The following is a 17,846-nucleotide window of genomic DNA, read 5'->3' on the forward strand; positions in this document are numbered from 1 at the left end:
GCACTCCTCGCGCTCACCGGTGCTACTCCTTCGTTCGCGACTGCGGGGCTCCGCCGCGCCGCGCTCACGGTGCGATCCCCCAGACGGACAGGCCCGTCGTCTCCGGCAGGCCGCACATGAGGTTGGCGTTCTGCACGGCCTGGCCGGCGGCGCCCTTGCCGAGGTTGTCCAGCGCGCTCAGCACGATCATCCGGCGGGAGTCGACGTCGACCGTGGCCTGCAGGTGGCAGGAGTTGGAGCCGAGGGTGGCGGCGGTGTGCGGCCAGGCCCCCTCCGGCAGGACGTGCACGAACGGCGCGTCGGCGTACGCCTCGGCGAGCACCGCCCGCGGGTCGACGCCCCGGGCCGGCACGGCGGTCACGGTGGCGAGGATGCCCCGGGGCATCGGCGCGAGCACCGGCGTGAACGACAGGCCGGTCGCGCCGGTGGCCTGCTTGATCTCGGGAACGTGCTGGTGGGTGCCCACGCGGTAGGGCGACAGGTCGCCCATCACCTCGCTGCCGAGCAGGTGCGGCTTGGCCGCCTTGCCGGCGCCGGAGGTGCCGGAGGCGGCCACGACCACCACGTCGGCCGGGGAGGCGGCGCCCGCGGCGACCAGCGGGGCCAGGGCCAGGATGATCGCGGCGGCGTAGCAGCCGGTGCTGGCGACCCGGGTGGCGCCGGCGATCAGCTCCCGCTGGCCGGGCAGCTCCGGCAGGCCGTAGGTCCACGGCCCGGCGTGTGTGCCGCCGTAGTAGTTCGCCCAGGCGTACGGGTCGGCGAGACGGTGGTCGGCGCCCAGGTCGACGACGCGGACCTCGGGCGGCAGCTGGGCCGCCAGGGCCGCCGACTGGCCGTGCGGCAGGGCCAGGAAGACCAGGTCCGCGTCGGCCAGCGTCGCCGCGTCCGTCTCGCCGAGGACCATGTCGAGGCCGGCGAGCTGCGGGTGTACGACGTCGAGCCGGTGCCCGGCCTGGCTGTGCGCCGTGGCGGCGACCAGGTCGAACTCGGGGTGCCCGGCGACCAGGCGGATCAGCTCGCCCCCGGCGTAACCGCTCGCCCCGGCGACCGCGACTCGGATACCCATTCTCACCTCCGCATGACTATACAGCGAAGGCTAGCAGCCGGCGATCCAGCCCTGCAAGTTCATACGCTCCACTGCATGAGAATCGGATGCGGCACCGGTCGCCCGGCTGACGCCAGCCGGGCAGCGACGAGGGCCCCCTCCCGCACCGGCGGAAAGGGGCCCTCGTCGTCGCTCAGGCGCCTCGCAGGGTGGCGCCGAAGCGCTCCGCGGCACGGGCGACGGCCGCGTCCCGGGCGGCCACCGCCTCCTCCACGGTCAGCGTCCGGTCCGGGGCCCGGAAGGTGAGCTTGTACGCCAGCGACCTGCGGCCCGCCCCCAGCTGCTCCGAGGCGTACACGTCGAACAGGCGCACCCCCTCCAGCAGCCCGCCGGCGCCCTCGACGAGGGCCTGCTGCACCTGGGCCGCGGGCACCGAGGAGTCGACGACCAGCGCCACGTCGATCAGCGCCGGGGGGAAGCCCGAGACGACCGGCGCGGACGCCACCGGGGCGGCCGGCAGCGCGTCCAGGTCGAGTTCCATGGCGCTGGTGCGCCGGGGCAGCTCCAGCGCCGCCACGACCGTCGGGTGCAGCTCGCCGGCGTGCCCGACCACCGTGCCGTCGACCAGCAGCTCGGCGCACCGGCCGGGGTGCCAGGGGGCGTACTCGGCGGCCCGGACCTCGATCCGGTCCGCGGGCACGTCGGCGGCGGCCAGCACGTCCCGGCCGGCCTCCACGGCGTCCGCCCAGCTGGCCGGGCGGCCCGCGCCCCACCAGCCGGCCGGCTCGACGTCGCCGGTCAGGACGACGGCGACGTGCCGGGGCTGGTCGGGCACCACCGCGTCGGCGGCGGCGAACTCCTCGTCGGTGGGTCGCCGGTCCACGCCCATCGCCGGCGGGCGGCCGGCGCCGGGGCGCGGGTGGAACACCGCGCCGATCTCGTAGAGGGCGAGGTCGCGCTGGCCCCGGCCGAGGTTGCGCTTCACGATGCCGAGCAGCGGGCCGAGCAGCGTGGTGCGCAGCAGCGGCTCCTCCTCCGACAGCGGGTTGGCCAGCCGCACCGCCCGCCGACGCGGGTCGTCGGCGGGCAGGCCGAGCTGGTCGGCCAGCCCGGGGCCGACGAACGGATGCGCGAGCACCTCCACGTACCCCCGCTCGGCGAGCGACCGGGCCACGGCCCGGCGGCGCCGTTGCTGCCAGGTCAGGCCGCGACCGGGCGGCGCGGTGGGCAGCACGGACGGCACCCGGTCGTACCCGTCGAGGCGGACCACCTCCTCGACCAGGTCGGCCGGGTCGGTCAGGTCGGGCCGCCAGGTCGGCGGGGTGACGCTGAGCGCGCCGCCGGTGCCGGCGGCCACGCCGACCTCGCCCGGGTCCTCGGCCAGCCGGTCGGCGCCCCGGGCGACCGTGCAGCCGACCTGCTCCAGCAGGGCGACCACCCGCGCCGGCGGGTAGCTCACGCCGACCCGCCGGGTCGGCAGGTCGGCCGGCAGCACGACCGGGGTACGCGGCCGGACGTGGTCGATGTCGAGGATCTCGTCCCCGGCCGCGCCACCGGCGTGCTCGGTGAGCAGCCGGACCGCCCGCGCGACGGCGACCAGCGGCAGGGCCGGGTCGACGCCCCGCTCCCACCGCTTCGCCGCCTCGCTGAACAGCTTGTGCCGGCGGGCGGTGCGCCCGACCATCACCGGGTCCCAGTGGGCGGCCTCGAAGAGCACGTTCGTCGTGCCGGCGACGACCTCGCTGGTCTCGCCACCCATCACGGCGGCCAGCGAGATCGGGCCCGTGTCGTCGCAGATCACCATGTCCTCGGGCGCGAGGGCGCGGGTGACCCCGTCCAGCGTGGTGAGCTTCTCCCCCGTCTCGGCCCGGCGGACCACCAGCGGCCCGGCGATCCGGTCGGCGTCGAAGGCGTGCATCGGCTGGCCCAGCTCGAGCATCACGTAGTTGGTGATGTCGACCGGCAGCGAGATGCTGCGGATGCCGGCGACGGTGAGCCGCCGCTGCATCCAGCCGGGGGTCGGCGCCGTCGGGTCGACGCCGCGCACGAGGCGGGCGGCGAACCGGTCGCAGCCGACCGTGTCGCGCACCTCGACCGGGTACGCCGGCGAGTCGGTGCCGCCGGGCGCGGGCGCCAGGCCCGGGTCGCGGAACGGCACGCCCAGGGCGTGCGACAGCTCCCGGGCCAGGCCGCGGACGCTCATCGCGTACCCCCGGTCGGGGGTGATCTCCATCTCGACCACGACGTCGTCGAGCCCGACGACGGGCCGCGCGTCGTCGCCCGGCTTGGCCGGGGTGTCCCCGGGCAGCACGATGATGCCGTCGTGGTCGTCGCCCAGACCCAGCTCCTTGGCCGAGCAGATCATGCCGTTGGAGTTGCGCCCGTACGTCTTGCGCGCGCCGATGGCGAAGCCGCCGGGCAGCACGCCGCCGGGGAGGATCACCACGACCCGGTCGCCGGGGACGAAGTTGCGCGCCCCGCAGACGATCTCCTGCGGCTCGCCGGTGCCGTTGGCGTCGCCGACGTCGACGCGGCAGAACCGGATCGGCTTCTTGAAGCCGGTCAGCTCCTCGATCTGGAGGACCTCGCCGACCACCAGCGCACCGGTGACGGTCTCCCGCAGGTCCACCACGGACTCGACCTCGATGCCGAGGTCGACCAGGGCCTGCTCCAGGTCCCCGGTGGGCAGGTCGGCGGGGAGGTCGACGTACTCCCGCAGCCAACTGACAGAAACTCGCATGACTCAGACCACCGTCTCCGTGACTCGTACCCGCATCGCCTACGCCCCGGTCCCGAACGCGCGGGTGAACCGCACGTCGCCCTCGGCCATGTCCCGCATGTCGCTGACCCCGTGCCGGAACATCACCGTCCGGTCGATGCCCATGCCGAACGCGAATCCGGAGTAGACCTCGGGGTCGATGCCGCAGGCGCGCAGCACCCGCGGGTTGACCATGCCGCAACCGCCCCACTCGACCCAGCGCGGGCCGTCGCGGTGCTCCGGGAACCAGACGTCGAACTCGGCGGACGGCTCGGTGAACGGGAAGTAGTGCGGCCGGAAGCGGGTCTTCGCGCCCTCGCCGAACATCGCCCGCGCGAAGTGGTCCAGGGTGCCGCGCAGGTGCGCCATGGTGATGCCCCTGTCCACGACGAGGCCCTCCACCTGGTGGAAGACCGGCGCGTGGGTGGCGTCCAGCTCGTCGGTGCGGTAGACCCGGCCGGGCACGATCACGTAGATCGGCGGCGTGCGGGTCAGCATGGTGCGCGCCTGCACCGGCGAGGTGTGGGTCCGCAGGACGAGCCCGGAGCCCGCCGCTTCGGCGGAGCCGTCGGCGGGGGCGACGTGGAAGGTGTCCATCAGGCCGCGCGCCGGGTGGTCGGCGGGGATGTTGAGCGCGTCGAAGTTGGTCCACTCCAGCTCGACCTCGGGCCCCTCGGCCACCTCGTAGCCCATGCCGACGAAGAGGTCGCTGATCTGCTCCATCAGGGTGCTGATCGGGTGCCGGGCGCCCCGGGGCCGCCGGTCGTGGGGCAGCGTCACGTCGACGCGCTCCTCCACCAGCACCCGTTGCGCCTGCTCCCGCTCCAGGACCTCCTGGCGGGCGGCGTACGCGGCCTCGATGGCGCGGCGGGCCTCGTTGACCCGCTTGCCGGCGTCGGACTTCGCGGCCGGCGGCAGCGCGCCGATCTCGCGGCGGGCCAGCGAGACCGGGGACCGGTCGCCGAGGTGCGCCGGGCGCAGCGCGGTCAGCGCGTCCGGGTCACCGGCCTCGGCGAACGCCTTCTCGGCGGCGGCGACGGCCTCGGCCAGGGCGGTCGGGTCGAGCAGGGCGACCTGCTTCGGGTCGTACGGATCGTTGCGGTAGCTCATGGCGTACGGGCACTCCCTCACGGCGGCGCCAGCCCTCACGGGCGGCGAAGCGAGTCTACGGACGCGCGGCTGTGCCGCAGCCCGCCGGTGGGAGTTGTGCGGAGAGCAGGTCAGGCCCGCCGCCCGCCGACACCGGCGGGCTGGCTAAACGAACGCCGTGGCGCGTTCATGGGCGGAGGCTCTCCCCTGTGGTCCGTGCCTTCAGGCGGCCGGGTCACGGCCGCCGCTGTGCTCTCGCTGAAGCGTACAGGCAGACGGCGGCGGCCGCAGCCAGGTTCAGGCTCTCGGCACGCCCGTGCAGGGGCACCCGGACCCGGGCGTCGGCGGCGGCGGTGAGCGCCTCGGGCAGGCCGTGCGCCTCGGAGCCGAAGAGCCAGGCGGTGGGGGCGGCGAGCCGCCCGGCGTCGGCGAGGTCGTCGAGGTCGTCCTCGCCGTAGCCGGTGGTGGCGAGCACGGCGAGCCCGGCGGCGCGCAGCGCCGCGACCACGTCCACCGGATCGGGCGCGCGGACCACGTCGACGTGGAAGAGGCTGCCGGCCGACGCCCGCACGCACTTGCCGTTGTACGGGTCGACGGCCTCGCCCGCGAAGACCACCGCGCCGGCGCCCGCCGCGTCGGCGGTGCGCAGCACGGTGCCGGCGTTGCCCGGGTCGCGGATCTCGGCGAGCACGGCCACCAGGCGGGGCCCGCCGGCCAGGGCCTGCTCCAGAGGCACGTCGAGGTGGCGGCAGACGGCGACGAGGCCCTGCGGGGCCACGGTCTCGGCCAGCGCGGCGAGCGCCTCGTCGGTCGCCTCGGAGACGGGCACGTCGGCGCGGGCCGCGACGGCGGCCAGGTCGGTGTGCCGGTCCAGGGCGGCGGGCGTACCGAAGAGTTCGGTGACCACCCCCGGGCGGGCCAGGGCCTCGCGGACCGCCTGCGGCCCCTCGGCCAGGAAGCGCCCGGCGGCTTCGCGGTCCCGGCGGCGCTGCAACCGGCGGGCGGCGGCGACCCGGGGCGTACGCGGGGTGAACGGGCCGGAGACAGCGTCGAGGCGTCTCCCGCGCGATGGTGACTGCATGGGAGACGCCTCGATCTGCTGGTGCGTGGGGATCAGGCGGCCTGGGCCGCCGCGCCACCGGTGCCCTCGGCCGCGACCGCGGCCCGGGCCAGCTCGACGATCGCCGCGAAGGCGGCGGCGTCGTTGACGGCCAGGTCGGCCAGGATCTTGCGGTCGACCTCGATGCCGGCCAGGCGCAGGCCCTGGATCAGGCGGTTGTAGGTCATCCCGTTGGCGCGGGCGCCCGCGTTGATCCGCTGGATCCACAGCTGCCGGAAGTCGCCCTTGCGGTCGCGACGGTCCCGGTAGGCGTACTGCATCGAGTGCAGCACCTGCTCCTTGGCCTTGCGGTACAGGCGGGAGCGCTGACCGCGGTAGCCGCTCGCGGTCTCCAGCAGGGTACGGCGCTTCTTCTGGGCGTTCACAGCCCGCTTGACGCGTGCCATCTCAACTCCTAGTTACGTAAGGTGGCGCGCGTCAGCGGCCGAGCAGCTTCTTGATGCGCTTGACATCGGCCTTGGCCAGCACCACGGTGCCGGTCAGCCGACGGGTCTGGGTGGAGGGCTTCTTCTCCAGGTTGTGCCGGAGGCCGGCCTGCTGGGCAACGATCTTGCCCTTGCCGGTCACCTTGACCCGCTTGCCCATCCCCGTGTGGCTCTTCATCTTCGGCATGTGGAACGTCTCTCCCCTGTTACTCGCCGCTGTTGTCGGCGACTGTGCCGGTGTCACCGGCCGCTGCGGGCTCGTCGGCCGGGGCGCCCTCGGCGTCCCGCTCCCTGGGCCCGCCCCGGGTGGCCGTGGCGGCGACCGCGGCGGCCTTGGTGGCGCGGTGCGGCGCGAGCACCATGATCATGTTTCGACCGTCCTGCTTGGGAGCGGCCTCGACGTACCCCAGCTCCGAGATCTCCGACTCGAGCCGGCGCAGGAGCCGGTAGCCCAGCTCCGGACGGCTCTGCTCGCGACCGCGGAACATGATCGTCACCTTGACCTTGTCGCCCGCCTTGAGGAACCGCACCACGTGACCCTTCTTGGTCTCGTAGTCGTGCGGGTCGATCTTCGGCCGGAGCTTCATCTCCTTGATGACGGTCTGTTGCTGGTTACGCCGCGCTTCGCGCGCCTTCAGTGCGCTCTCGTACTTGAACTTGCCGAAGTCCATGAGCTTGCACACCGGCGGGCGCGCCATCGGCGCAACCTCGACCAGGTCCAGGTCGACGTCCGCGGCCAGCTGAAGGGCGCGCTCCAGCGGGACGATGCCCACCTGCTCACCCTCGGGGCCGACCAGTCGGACCTCACGTGCCCGGATCTGCTCGTTCACGCGTGGTTCGACGCTGATGGGGCCTCCTCGAGTCAAGATCTCTGCGTGGCCGACCCCGCGGCTCCCGGGTGGGAGCCGACCTGGAAAGCAGAAGGCCCCGGCGCATGCCAGGGCCCGCTCGACCGGTCGGCACGATCACATGATCGCGCATCCGGCGCCGGGACGTGCCCGGAACCGGTGACCGGACCCGGCCGCCGTGGTGGCGACTCGGGTGGGAGCAGGCGCTCCTCTTTCAAGGCTGCGTGCATGGGCGCGAATGCGCACACGCGGAGACAGCCTGGTCGACTCGACCACACTACACCCTCGCCCGGGCGTCGTTCCAACCGGGCGCCCGGGTCAGCGGCCGGCGGCGCCCTCGGCGAGCCGGGCCTGGTGCGCCTGGTGCAGCCGGCGCAGGGCGCGGACCCCCTCGACGGCCCGCTCCTTGTCGGCGGCCTGCAGGGCGACCATCGGCAGCAGGTCGTCGTCGTGCAGCTCCAGGCTGGCCCAGGGCGCGCCCCGGTCGAAGCGGATCCCCCGGACGACCTCCCACGGCAGCTCGTACGAGCCGACGACGTTGCGCACGCGCACCCCCGACGCGTTCGCGTCGACCCGGGGGCGGGTGAAGATCAGGAGGGCGAGCGCGCCGAGGACGCCGAGGCCGACCATCGCGATCTGGTCGCCCCGCTGGAAGCTGCCGTAGCCGTTGCCGGTCGCGCCGCTCAGCGAGGTGGCCACCAGGCTGAACACCACGAGCAGCACGGCCGCGGAGGTCCAGCAGACCAGTCGGATGCGGCGCGGGCGGAGCTGGACGGACTCGGTTTCGCTCACCCCACCAGTTTGCCACCCGACCCCGGCCGCTCCCGCGTCGCCACACGCCCCGGGGGCCAGACGACCTTCCCGGAGCCCCGCCGGGCGGTCCCCCGGCCGGCGACCAGGGCGGCCAGCAGGGTGAGCAGCGCCCCGGCGAGCACCGGCAGCCGCAGGCCGGGACCGCCCGGCAGCAGCGCGTCCAGCAGCAGCGCGCCGCCCAGCTGGCCGGCGACCAGGGCCAGCCCGGTCCGCAGCACGCCGACCGCCGGGACCCCGACCAGCAGGGCTGCCACGATGACGACGCCGAGCAGGCCGCCGGTGTAGAGGTACCAGTCGCCCGGCCAGGTCGGGCCCGGCCCGGTGAGGGCGCCGGCCAGCGCCGCGACCAGCAGCACGACGGGCGTGGCCGTGGCGAAGTTGACCACCATCCCGGCGGCGGCCGAGCTGGCGGCGGAGACCCGCGCGTTCAGCGCGGACTGGAGCGCGACCCCCAGCCCGCCGGCCACGGCGAGCAGGACCAGACCGAGGGCGAGGTCGCCGACGGGCTGGCCGAGCTGGGCAAGCGTCACGGCGGCCACGCCGAGCAGCGCCCCGGCGACCCGTGGCCAAGTGAGCGCCAGCCGCCCCACCGGCGCCAGCCCGGCCCGGTCGACGGCCAGCCCGCCGAGGCTGCCACCGGCGACCTGGGCGATGGTGAAGATCGCCACCCCGAGCACCGGCACGATGTACGCGCCGGCCAGCACGATGCCCGCGCCGCCGAGCCCGCCCAGGTACGCCCACCAGGGCAGCCGGGCCCGGCGCAGCGCGACCAGGCCGGTCCGCGCCGACGGCAGCGCCAGGACCCCGAGGCCGACCAGCAACGCCCCGCCGAGGTTGTTGACCACCGCGCCCAGGGTGGGGTTGCCGGCCCGCACGCCCAACTCGGCGTTGACCGCGCCCTGGGCCGCCGAGGCGACACCGGCCAGGGCGACCAGGGTCAGCGCCGCCCACGGCGGCAGGGCGCGCGACGCCGGGGACGGTGCCGGGGCGTCCGCCGCCGTGGGCGGGCGTGTCACAGCCGGCAGGCGTGGATGTTGGTCACCAGGATCGCGCGGGCGCCGAGCTCGTACAGCTCGTCCATGATCCGGTGCACGTCGTCGCGGAGCACCATCGCCTGCACCGCCACCCAGCCCTCGCGGTGCAGCGGGGAGACGGTCGGCGACTCGATGCCCGGGGTCAGCGAGCTGGCCCGGTCGAGCAGGCCGGCCGGCACGTCGTAGGCGAGCATCACGTAGCGGCGGGCGACCAGCACCCCGTGCAGCCGGCGCAGCAGCTGCGCGGACTGCGGGTGGGTCGGGGCGGCGGCGCGGCGGACCAGCACCGCCGACGAGCGCAGCAGCGGCTCGCCGAAGACGACCAGGCCGGCCTGGCGCAGCGTGGCGCCGGTCTCCACCACGTCGGCGACCACGTCGGCGACGCCGAGCCGTACGGCGTTCTCCACGGCGCCGTCGAGGCGGATCACCTCGGCCTTGACGCCCAGCTCCCCGAGGTGCCGCTCGACGAGCCCCGGGTACGCGGTGGCGATCCGGTGCCCGCCCAGCTCCTGCACGGAGGCGATGTCGTCGGGGCGGGCGGCGAAGCGGAAGGTGGCCCGGCCGAAGGCGAGGTCGACGACCTCCTCGGCGGGGGCGCCGGAGTCGATCAGCAGGTCCCGGCCGGTGATGCCCAGGTCCAGGTCACCGGAGCCGACGTAGGTGGCGATGTCCTTCGGGCGCAGGTAGAAGAATTCGACGTCGTTGGCCTCGTCCCGGCAGACGAGGTCCTTCGGGTCGGTGCGCTGGCGGTAGCCCGCCTCGCGCAGCATCTGGGCGGCCGGCTCGGCCAGGGTGCCCTTGTTGGGAATGGCGACACGCAGCATGACGGAGTGCTCCTTCGATCGAAACTGATCAACGACGGGGCGCACTCACAGATGTCGGTAGACGTCCTTCAGGTCGAGACCGCTGGCCAGCATCAGCACCTGGACCTGGTAGAGCAGTTGGGAGATCTCCTCGGCGGTGCGCTCGGGCCCCTCGTGCTCGGCGGCCATCCACGACTCGGCCGCCTCCTCGACGACCTTCTTGCCGATGAAGTGCACGCCCTTCTCGAGCGCGGCGACCGTGCCCGAGCCGGGGGTGCCCGCGGCGGCCTTGGCCTGCAGCTCGGCGAACAACTCCTCGAACGTCTTCACGCCGCGATTCTTCCAGCCGGCCCGACCGCCCCGGCGCGCCGGGTCAGGCCCCGCTCACCGACCGGGACCGGCCGGGGCGCCCGCCGCGGTGCGGACGCGGCACCGGGCGGCGGGTCAGCCGCCGAAGCCGACCCGCTGCCCGTTGCTGGCGAGGGTACGGATGGCCAGGGCCGCGTCGAGGGCGGCGACGGTGGCCGACCAGCCCTTGTCCTCCGCGGAGCCGGGCAGCCCGGCCCGGTCCCGGGCCTGCGCGAGGGTGTCGACGGTGAGGACGCCGTGCGCGACGGGCTTGCCCTCGTCCAGCGCCACCCGGGTCAGCCCGTCGGTGACGGAGCGGCAGACGTAGTCGAAGTGGGCGGTGGCGCCGCGGACCACCACGCCGAGCGCGACCACCACGTCGCAACGCCGCGCGAGGGCCTGGGCCACCACGGGCAGCTCGACCGAGCCGGCCACCCGGGCGGTGACCGCCCTGGCCCCGCACGCCTCGGCCGCCGCGACCGCCCGGTCGAGCATGTGGTCGGTCAGCTCGCCGTGCCACCGCGCGGCGACCACGCCGACGGTCATCCCGGCGGCGTCCACCGCCGTCACGCCCGGTTCACCGAAACCCGCCATGCCTACGCTCCGATCTCGTCGCCGAGGACGGGGCGGCCCATCGGGGCCTCGGTCACCTCGTCCAGCTCGTCCAGCAGGTGCCCCATCCGGTCCCGCTTGGTGCGCAGGTAGCGCACGTTCTCCGGGTGCGGCCGCACCGGCAGCCCCTCGCGGCCGGTGACGGTCAGCCCGTAGCCCTCCAGGCCGGCGCGCTTGGCCGGGTTGTTGGTGAGCAGCCGCATCGAGCGCACCCCGATGTCGTAGAGGATCTGCGCGCCGGTGCCGTAGTCGCGGGCGTCGGCCGGCAGGCCCAGGTCGAGGTTGGCGTCCACCGTGTCCCGGCCCTCGTCCTGGAGCTGGTACGCCTGGAGCTTGTGCAGCAGCCCGATGCCGCGCCCCTCGTGCCCGCGCACGTAGAGCACCACGCCCCGCCCCTCCCGGGCGACCCGGTCCAGCGCGGCGTCGAGCTGCGGGCCGCAGTCGCAGCGCACCGAGCCGAACACGTCCCCGGTGAGGCACTCGGAGTGCACCCGCACCAGCACGTCCCGCCCGTCGCCGATCTCACCCATGACCAGGGCGACGTGCTCGGCCGAGTCGTGCTCGCTGCGGTAGCCCAGGGCCCGGAACACGCCGTGCCGGGTGGGCATCCGGGCGTCGGCGACCCGCTCGACCTGCTTCTCCGTCCGCCGCCGGTACGCGACCAGGTCGGCGATGGTGATCAGGGTCAGGGAGTGCTCGGCGCAGAACTTCTCCAGGTCCGGCACCCGCATCATGGTGCCGTCGTCGTTGACCAGCTCGCAGAGCACGCCGGCGGGACGCAGCCCGGCCAGCCGGGTCAGGTCGACGGCGGCCTCGGTGTGGCCGGGCCGGCGCAGCACGCCGCCCTCGCGGGCCCGCAGCGGCACCACGTGCCCGGGGCGGGCCAGGTCGGCCGGGCCGGTGTCGGGGTCGGCGAGCAGCCGGATGGTGTGCGCCCGGTCGGCGGCGGAGATGCCGGTGCTGACGCCCTCCCGGGCGTCCACGGTCACCGTGTAGGCGGTGCCGCGCCGGTCCTGGTTGGTGTGGTGCTGCGGCGGCAGGTCCAGCCGGTCGCACTCGCTCTCGGTGAGCGGCGCGCAGATGTAGCCGGACGTGTGGCGCACCATGAACGCGAGCAGCTCCGGCGTCGCCAACTCGGCGGCGAAGATCAGGTCGCCCTCGTTCTCCCGGTCGGCGTCGTCGACCACGACGACGGGCCGGCCGGCGGCGATGTCCGCCACCGCCTGCTCGATGCTGGCGAAAGTGGTCATGCCACGGCCTCCGAGTAGGTCGACGGGATCGGGGCGGGCGCCGGGCGGGCGGCCCGCGAGGTGCGCCACCAGGCCACCAGGCCCCAGGCGCAGAAGGCGCCGTAGACGAGGTACATGGCGGCCGAGGGATAGAACCCGCCACGTAGCAGCAGCGGCACGCCGACCGCGTCGACGGCGATCCAGATGAGCCAGAAGTCCACCCAGCCGCGGGCCATGCCGTAGGTGGCGAGCAGGCTGCCGGTGAGGATCCAGGCGTCCGGCAGCGGCCCCCAGGAGCCGAGGGCGGCGAGCACCGGGTACGCCGCGGCGGTGCCGATCACGGCCGCGAGCAGCAGGCCCAGCCGCTCCCGGCCGGTGGCCCAGCGGGGCGCCACCGCGGCCCCGTCGCCGTCGCCGCCCCGGCGGCGGTGGCGCGACCAACGCCACCAGCCGTAGACGCTGACCGAGAAGAAGAAGACCTGCCGGCCGGCCTGCCCGTAGAGGTCGTGCGCCTGCGGGGTGGCGAAGACCCCGCCCAGGAAGACGGTGAAGAGCAACGCGTTGCCGATCATGCCGACGGGCCAGGCCCAGACCAGCCGGCGCAGGCCGAACAGCGCGGACGCCAGCCCGAAGCCGTTGCCGACGATCTCCCGGACCAGCACCGGCGAGCCGGCGATGTCGACCTGCGCGTCGAGCAGCCACCCGAGCGGGCCCATCAGGCCACTCCGCCCGGCGCGGCGACCCCCGGCAGGCCGGCGACCGGCGGGCCGGCGTCCGGGAGGGCGGGATCGGCCAGCCGGGCGTCGAGCAGCCGCTCGACGTACTTGGCGAGCACGTCCACCTCGAGGTTGACCGGGTCGCCGACGCGGCGGGCGCCGAGCGTGGTCAGCTTCAGCGTGGTGGGGATCAGCCCGACCGCGAACCAGTCCGGGCCGACCCCGGCGACGGTCAGCGAGACGCCGTCGACCGTGATCGAGCCCTTCTCCACCACGTACCGGGTCAGGGCGGCGGGCAGCCGGAACCGGACGGTCTCCCACTGCGCGGCCGGCTCGCGGGCGACCACCTCGCCGACGCCGTCGACGTGCCCCTGCACGAGGTGCCCGCCGAGGCGGCTGCCCAGCGTGGCGGCCCGCTCCAGGTTGACCGGGTCGCCGGCCCGCAGCGCGCCGAGCGCGGAGCGGCGCAGTGTCTCCCCCATCACGTCCGCGGTGAAGGTCCCGTCGGAGACGTCGACCACGGTCAGGCAGACGCCGTTGACCGCGATCGAGTCGCCGTGCCGGGCGTCCGAGGTGACCAGCGGGCCGCGGAGCGCGACCAGCGCCGAGTCACCCGCCGTCTCGGTGATCCGGACGACCTCACCCAACTCCTCGACGATGCCGGTGAACATGTCAGCCCTCCCTCTTCCGGGGCAGCGCGGTGATCCGCAGGTCGGGTCCGATCTGCGTAACGTCGACGTACTCCAGGTCGATGGCCTCGGCGATGGTGTTCACACCGGCGTCGACCAGGGCGGTCGGTCCGGCGCCGAGCAGCCGGGGCGCGACGTAGCCGACGATCTTGTCGACCAGGCCGGCGGCCAGGAAGGCGCCGGCCAGCTTCGGGCCGCCCTCCAGCAGCGCGGCGCGGACCCCGCGCCCGTGCAGCGCGGCGAGCAGCGCCGGCAGGTCGACCCGGCCGTCGGGACCGGCGCCGACCTCCGCCGCGGTGGCGATCCACGTGCGGGCCGCGCCGTCGCGGACCCGGGCGTCGGCCGGCGTACGCCCGTCGGTGTCCACGACCACCCGCAGCGGCTGCCGGATGGCGAGCGTGCCGTCGCGCAGGTTGCGGGCGGTGAGGCGGGGGTCGTCGGCGAGGACCGTGCCCACCCCGGCGAGGACCGCGTCGACGGTGCCGCGCAGCGCGTGCACGTCCATCCGGGCGGCCTCGGAGGTGATCCACATGCTGGTGCCGTCGGCCGCCGCCGACCGGCCGTCCAGCGTCGCGGCGAACTTCCAGATGACGTACGGCCAGCCCCGGCGCATCGAGGTCAGCCAGGCGACGTTGCCGGCCTCCGCCTCGTACGCGCGTACCCCCGTGTCCACCTGGATCCCGGCGGCTCGCAGCGTGGCGGCGCCCCCGGTGGCGAGCGGGTTGGGGTCGGGCACCGCGATGACGACCCGGGCGACGCCGGCGCGCACCAGCGCGGTGCTGCAGGGGCCGGTGCGGCCGGTGTGGTCGCAGGGTTCCAGGGTGACCACGGCGGTGCCGCCGCGGGCCCGCTCCCCCGCCTGGGCGAGCGCGACGATCTCGGCGTGCGGCCCTCCGGCGTAGGCGTGGAACCCCTCGCCGACCACCTGCCCGTCGGCGTCGAGCAGCACGCAGCCGACCACCGGGTTGGGGCTGGTCGTGCCGAGGCCGCGCGCGGCGAGTTCCACCGCGCGACGCATCGCCTCGTCTACGGAGACGCCGGCCATGCCCTGCCCTCTCACTCGCCGGTCGACGCGCGGGCGGTGACGGGAGGCAACGGCATGGGGCCGCGAGCGTGCGGCGGCGGAGGTCCGGGTACGGCGGAGCCGCCCCGGGGGGGCGCGCACGGCACGCTGAAGTCAGCGGCCGGGCAGGGCCCGTCCGTCCCGCGCGCTGTCTCCCATCCGGACTGTCTGGGGGCGGGGTCTGCCCGCTCCCAACCGTCGGCCCCGGATTCTCACCAGGTCCACCGGGCGGCACGAGGCCGACCGGGTCGCGGGCTTACCACGGTCACGCCGTGGATCACCGCCGGTTCGGAATTACACCGAGTCCCGCCAGCGCGTGGTGGGTACACGGGAAGTGTTACACGCCGGACGGGGGGTCGCGCCACCCGGGCGTGGTAGTTCACAGCAACAGCGCACGAATCAGGTAACCCCGCGCCGCCGGTCCACCGCCACGTACGAGCCGGGCTGGCTCTTGGCCACCGTCTTCATCTCGGAGGCGACCGCGATCGCCTCCAGCGGGTCGGTGAACCGCTTGCCCGAGTCGGAGAGGGAGACGCCGATCGAGAGGGTGACCAGGGCGGCGCGCCGGATGTTGCCCCGGCGGTCCTTCAGCTCCACGTAGCCGCGCGCGGCGTCGACCGGGTCGTAGAGCGAGTCGGCGGCCTTCTCGAAGTCGGCGGAGACCCGGGAGGTGAGCGGTCGGACCTGCTCCGGGGCGCAGACGATGACGAAGTCGTCCCCGCCGACGTGGCCCAGGAAGGCCGGCGGCAGCCCCACCGAGACCACCGCCCGGTGCAGGCTGCGGGCCAGGGCGGAGATGAAGTCGTCGCCGCGGACGAAGCCGTACCGGTCGTTGACGCTCTTGAACCGGTCGATGTCGATGTAGCCGACGGCGTAGTCGACCCCGCTGCGGACGCGGTCGGAGATCTCTCGGCGGATCCGGCTGTTGCCGGGCAGCCCGGTCAGCGGCGAGACCTCGCGGAACTCCTTGTTGCGGCGCAGCGTGGAGCTGACCCGGGCGACCAGCTCGGCGGTGTCGAAGGGCTTGACGAGGTAGTCGTCGGCGCCGGCGCTGAGCCCGTGCACCTTGTCCACCGTCATGCCCTTGGCGGTCAGCATGATCACCGGCAGGGCCGAGGTCATCGGGTCGGCGCGCAGCCGCCGGGTCAGCTCCAGCCCGTCGATCCGCGGCATCATCAGGTCGACCACGGCCAGGTCGGGGCGCTGGCGCTCGATGACCTCGAGCGCCTCCTGCCCGTCGCTGGCGTGGATCACCTCGAAGCCGTGCAGCCGGAGGTTGAACTCGACGAAGCGTGCGATGTCCTCGTCGTCGTCGACGACGAGGATGACGTCCTGGTGGTCGCCGCCCGGTTCCACGTCAGGCCCCGGGGGCGGCGCGCTCCGCGAGTGCCCGCAGCTTCCGCACGGCCTCGGCGGGGTCGTCGGCGCCGTAGACGGCGGTGCCGGCGACGAACGCGTCGGCCCCCGCCTCGGACGCCTGGGCGATGGTGTCGGCGGCGATGCCCCCGTCGACCTCGATGCGCAGTTCGAGGTGCCCGGCGTCGACGTGCCGGCGGGCCGTGCGCACCTTGTCGAGCAGCTGCGGGATGAACCGCTGCCCGCCGAAGCCGGCCTTGATGGTCATGATCAGCAGCGTGTCGAAGCTCGGCAGCAGCTCGAGGTACGGCTCGATCGGGGTGTCCCGGTCGATCGCCAGCCCGGCCTTGGCCCCCGCCGAGCGCAGGTCCTTGGCCAGGGCCACCGGGTCGTCGCACGCCTCGGCGTGGAAGGTGACGTTGTACGCCCCGGCGTCGGCGTAACCGGGCGCCCACCGGCGCGGGTCCTCGATCATCAGGTGCACGTCGAAGGGCAGCTCGGTGGCGGCCCGCAGGCTCTGCACCACGGGCAGCCCGATGGTCAGGTTGGGCACGAAGTGGTTGTCCATGACATCCACGTGCAGCCAGTCCGCGGCGTTCTCGACGGCGCGGACCTCCTCGGCGAGGCGGGCGAAATCGGCGGCGAGGATGCTGGGCGCGACGATCGGCGGCGGTACGGTCACCGGGCCAGTGTACGAACGTGGCCGATCGCCGCCCGCAGCGCGCCACCCACCGGGACACCCGGTGACCCGGCGGTGACCAGTGGTGCGGAACTGGTCCTCCCGGCGCGGCGGAACCGGACGAAGGGCCATTTGTGACCCGCCGGACGGCGGCGACGCGGCGAGACTCCATCAGGGACGGTGACGTCAGCCGCACGCCCCCGCGAGCCGAGCGCGGGTGCCGTATGCTGCCGCACCGTGGCGTCGTCCGGCCCGCCCCCGTGCCGGCGGGACCGCCGCGCTGGCCGCCGCCGGGTGCGGCCCACGAACGGCGGGAGGTCGGGATGCGACGGTGGTGGACGGCGGCCACGGTGGGCGCGGTGGCGGCCCTGGCACTCGCCGGTTGCGGCGCCCCGGCCGGCACCGACCGTGACCTGACCGACGACTGGCCGGCGCCCGCCGCGCCGCAGGCGTTCGTCCCCGCCGCCGGGGTGTGCCACGCCGCCGTGCAGGACGTCGGCTACCTCACCGCCTACCACCCCCTCGACTGCGCCCTGTCGCACCGCACCGAGACGGTGCACGTCGGCACGCTGACCGGGGCGGCGGCCGACCGCGCGACGCCCCCGCCGGCCGGCTCGGCCGGCATGCGTGTCGCCCGCGCCGAGTGCGACACGAAGGTCGGCGAGGTGGTCGGCGGCGACTGGCGTTCCGGCCGGCTCGGGCTGAGCGTCGTGCTGCCGTCGCCGCAGGCGTGGGGCGGCGGGGCCCGCTGGTTCCGCTGCGACCTGAGCGAGCAGACCAGCCTCGACGAGGCCAGCCCGAAGGCCCGGACGGGCAGCCTCAAGGGAGCGCTGACCGGCGCCGCCCCGCTCGCCCACCGCTGCTTCAACCCGAAGGTGCGGGCCGACGACGTGCGGGAGATGGTGCCGGTGCCCTGCACCAGTCGGCACCGCGCCGAGTTCGTCGGCGTCTGGCAGGCCCCCGACACCACCTACGACGCCTTCCGGCGGGACAACCTGAAGGTGCACCGGGCGTGCCGGACGCTGATCGCGAAGTTCGCCAGGGTGCCGGACAACGGCGACCTGCAGTACCGGGCCGGCTCGATCTACTACCACCCCTTCGAGCAGGAGTGGCGCAACGGCAACCGGGGCGTGCAGTGCTTCCTGTGGGTCAGCGACCGCAGTCTCACCAGGTCGATGAAGGGCGCCGGCACGAAGGGCCTGCCGGTCACCTGAGCGGG

Annotated in this window: 19 protein-coding genes; 1 reads left to right on the forward strand and 18 read right to left on the reverse strand. The window is 74.8% G+C overall.

Annotation, left to right across the window (positions count from 1 at the left end; genetic code table 11):
- Window positions 1-64: 64 nt before the first annotated feature.
- From argC to rpe, 18 genes are all read right to left on the reverse strand, one after another.
- A complete protein-coding gene (gene argC / locus AB0G08_RS20305) occupies window positions 65-1,066 on the reverse strand; it encodes an N-acetyl-gamma-glutamyl-phosphate reductase (protein ID WP_358090092.1) in 1,002 nt (333 codons plus the stop codon).
- 172 nt (window positions 1,067-1,238) lie between these two features.
- Window positions 1,239-3,785 carry a phenylalanine--tRNA ligase subunit beta gene (gene pheT / locus AB0G08_RS20310; protein ID WP_358090095.1) on the reverse strand — a complete coding sequence of 849 codons (2,547 nt, stop codon included), beginning with the start codon at window positions 3,783-3,785 and terminating at the stop codon, window positions 1,239-1,241.
- Window positions 3,786-3,824: 39 nt separating this feature from the next.
- A complete protein-coding gene (gene pheS, locus AB0G08_RS20315) occupies window positions 3,825-4,913 on the reverse strand; it encodes a phenylalanine--tRNA ligase subunit alpha (protein ID WP_358090098.1) in 1,089 nt (362 codons plus the stop codon).
- Between the two features lie 214 nt (window positions 4,914-5,127).
- On the reverse strand, window positions 5,128-5,973 hold the full coding sequence (locus AB0G08_RS20320) for an RNA methyltransferase (protein WP_358090100.1): 846 nt from the start codon (window positions 5,971-5,973) through the stop codon (window positions 5,128-5,130).
- Window positions 5,974-6,005: 32 nt separating this feature from the next.
- Window positions 6,006-6,398, reverse strand: a complete 393-nt coding sequence (rplT, locus tag AB0G08_RS20325) for a 50S ribosomal protein L20 (RefSeq protein ID WP_030335718.1) — start codon at window positions 6,396-6,398, stop codon at window positions 6,006-6,008.
- 31 nt (window positions 6,399-6,429) lie between these two features.
- On the reverse strand, window positions 6,430-6,624 hold the full coding sequence (rpmI, locus tag AB0G08_RS20330) for a 50S ribosomal protein L35 (RefSeq protein ID WP_007458415.1): 195 nt from the start codon (window positions 6,622-6,624) through the stop codon (window positions 6,430-6,432).
- A gap of 19 nt (window positions 6,625-6,643) precedes the next feature.
- Window positions 6,644-7,267 carry a translation initiation factor IF-3 gene (gene infC / locus AB0G08_RS20335; protein ID WP_121395190.1) on the reverse strand — a complete coding sequence of 208 codons (624 nt, stop codon included), beginning with the start codon at window positions 7,265-7,267 and terminating at the stop codon, window positions 6,644-6,646.
- Window positions 7,268-7,603: 336 nt separating this feature from the next.
- Entirely contained in the window at window positions 7,604-8,077 is a 474-nt protein-coding gene (locus tag AB0G08_RS20340; protein WP_358090104.1) for a PH domain-containing protein, read from the reverse strand.
- The gene (locus tag AB0G08_RS20345; protein WP_358090107.1) at window positions 8,074-9,114 is read right to left on the reverse strand and encodes a DMT family transporter; all 1,041 of its coding nucleotides are present in this window, start codon (window positions 9,112-9,114) and stop codon (window positions 8,074-8,076) included. The genes AB0G08_RS20340 and AB0G08_RS20345 overlap by 4 nt, the downstream gene beginning before the upstream one ends.
- A complete protein-coding gene (hisG, locus tag AB0G08_RS20350) occupies window positions 9,111-9,956 on the reverse strand; it encodes an ATP phosphoribosyltransferase (protein ID WP_357872539.1) in 846 nt (281 codons plus the stop codon). Before hisG ends, AB0G08_RS20345 begins: the two co-directional genes overlap by 4 nt.
- A 45-nt stretch (window positions 9,957-10,001) precedes the next feature.
- Entirely contained in the window at window positions 10,002-10,265 is a 264-nt protein-coding gene (locus AB0G08_RS20355) for a phosphoribosyl-ATP diphosphatase (protein WP_088947482.1), read from the reverse strand.
- A 114-nt stretch (window positions 10,266-10,379) separates the two neighbouring features.
- Window positions 10,380-10,877, reverse strand: coding sequence for a 6,7-dimethyl-8-ribityllumazine synthase (gene ribH, locus AB0G08_RS20360; protein WP_358090109.1), 498 nt, complete (start codon window positions 10,875-10,877; stop codon window positions 10,380-10,382).
- A 2-nt stretch (window positions 10,878-10,879) separates the two neighbouring features.
- A complete protein-coding gene (locus AB0G08_RS20365) occupies window positions 10,880-12,145 on the reverse strand; it encodes a bifunctional 3,4-dihydroxy-2-butanone-4-phosphate synthase/GTP cyclohydrolase II (protein WP_358090112.1) in 1,266 nt (421 codons plus the stop codon).
- Window positions 12,142-12,840 carry a nicotinamide riboside transporter PnuC gene (gene pnuC, locus AB0G08_RS20370; protein ID WP_358090115.1) on the reverse strand — a complete coding sequence of 233 codons (699 nt, stop codon included), beginning with the start codon at window positions 12,838-12,840 and terminating at the stop codon, window positions 12,142-12,144. The genes AB0G08_RS20365 and pnuC overlap by 4 nt, the downstream gene beginning before the upstream one ends.
- Complete coding sequence (locus AB0G08_RS20375) at window positions 12,840-13,511, reverse strand: riboflavin synthase (protein ID WP_358090118.1); 672 nt, start codon at window positions 13,509-13,511, stop codon at window positions 12,840-12,842. The genes pnuC and AB0G08_RS20375 overlap by 1 nt, the downstream gene beginning before the upstream one ends.
- Window position 13,512: 1 nt before the next feature.
- Entirely contained in the window at window positions 13,513-14,574 is a 1,062-nt protein-coding gene (gene ribD / locus AB0G08_RS20380; protein WP_358090121.1) for a bifunctional diaminohydroxyphosphoribosylaminopyrimidine deaminase/5-amino-6-(5-phosphoribosylamino)uracil reductase RibD, read from the reverse strand.
- 417 nt (window positions 14,575-14,991) lie between these two features.
- Window positions 14,992-15,948, reverse strand: a complete 957-nt coding sequence (locus AB0G08_RS20385; protein WP_358090124.1) for a response regulator — start codon at window positions 15,946-15,948, stop codon at window positions 14,992-14,994.
- A gap of 1 nt (window position 15,949) precedes the next feature.
- Window positions 15,950-16,630, reverse strand: a complete 681-nt coding sequence (gene rpe / locus AB0G08_RS20390) for a ribulose-phosphate 3-epimerase (RefSeq protein ID WP_121395207.1) — start codon at window positions 16,628-16,630, stop codon at window positions 15,950-15,952.
- Between the two features lie 320 nt (window positions 16,631-16,950).
- On the opposite strand from rpe, the gene AB0G08_RS20395 reads away from it, so the two are divergent.
- Window positions 16,951-17,841 carry a septum formation family protein gene (locus tag AB0G08_RS20395; protein ID WP_358090127.1) on the forward strand — a complete coding sequence of 297 codons (891 nt, stop codon included), beginning with the start codon at window positions 16,951-16,953 and terminating at the stop codon, window positions 17,839-17,841.
- The last annotated feature ends 5 nt before the right edge of the window (window positions 17,842-17,846 follow it).

This window comes from Micromonospora sp. NPDC023644 (assembly GCF_040640115.1).
Classification (GTDB): domain Bacteria; phylum Actinomycetota; class Actinomycetes; order Mycobacteriales; family Micromonosporaceae; genus Micromonospora.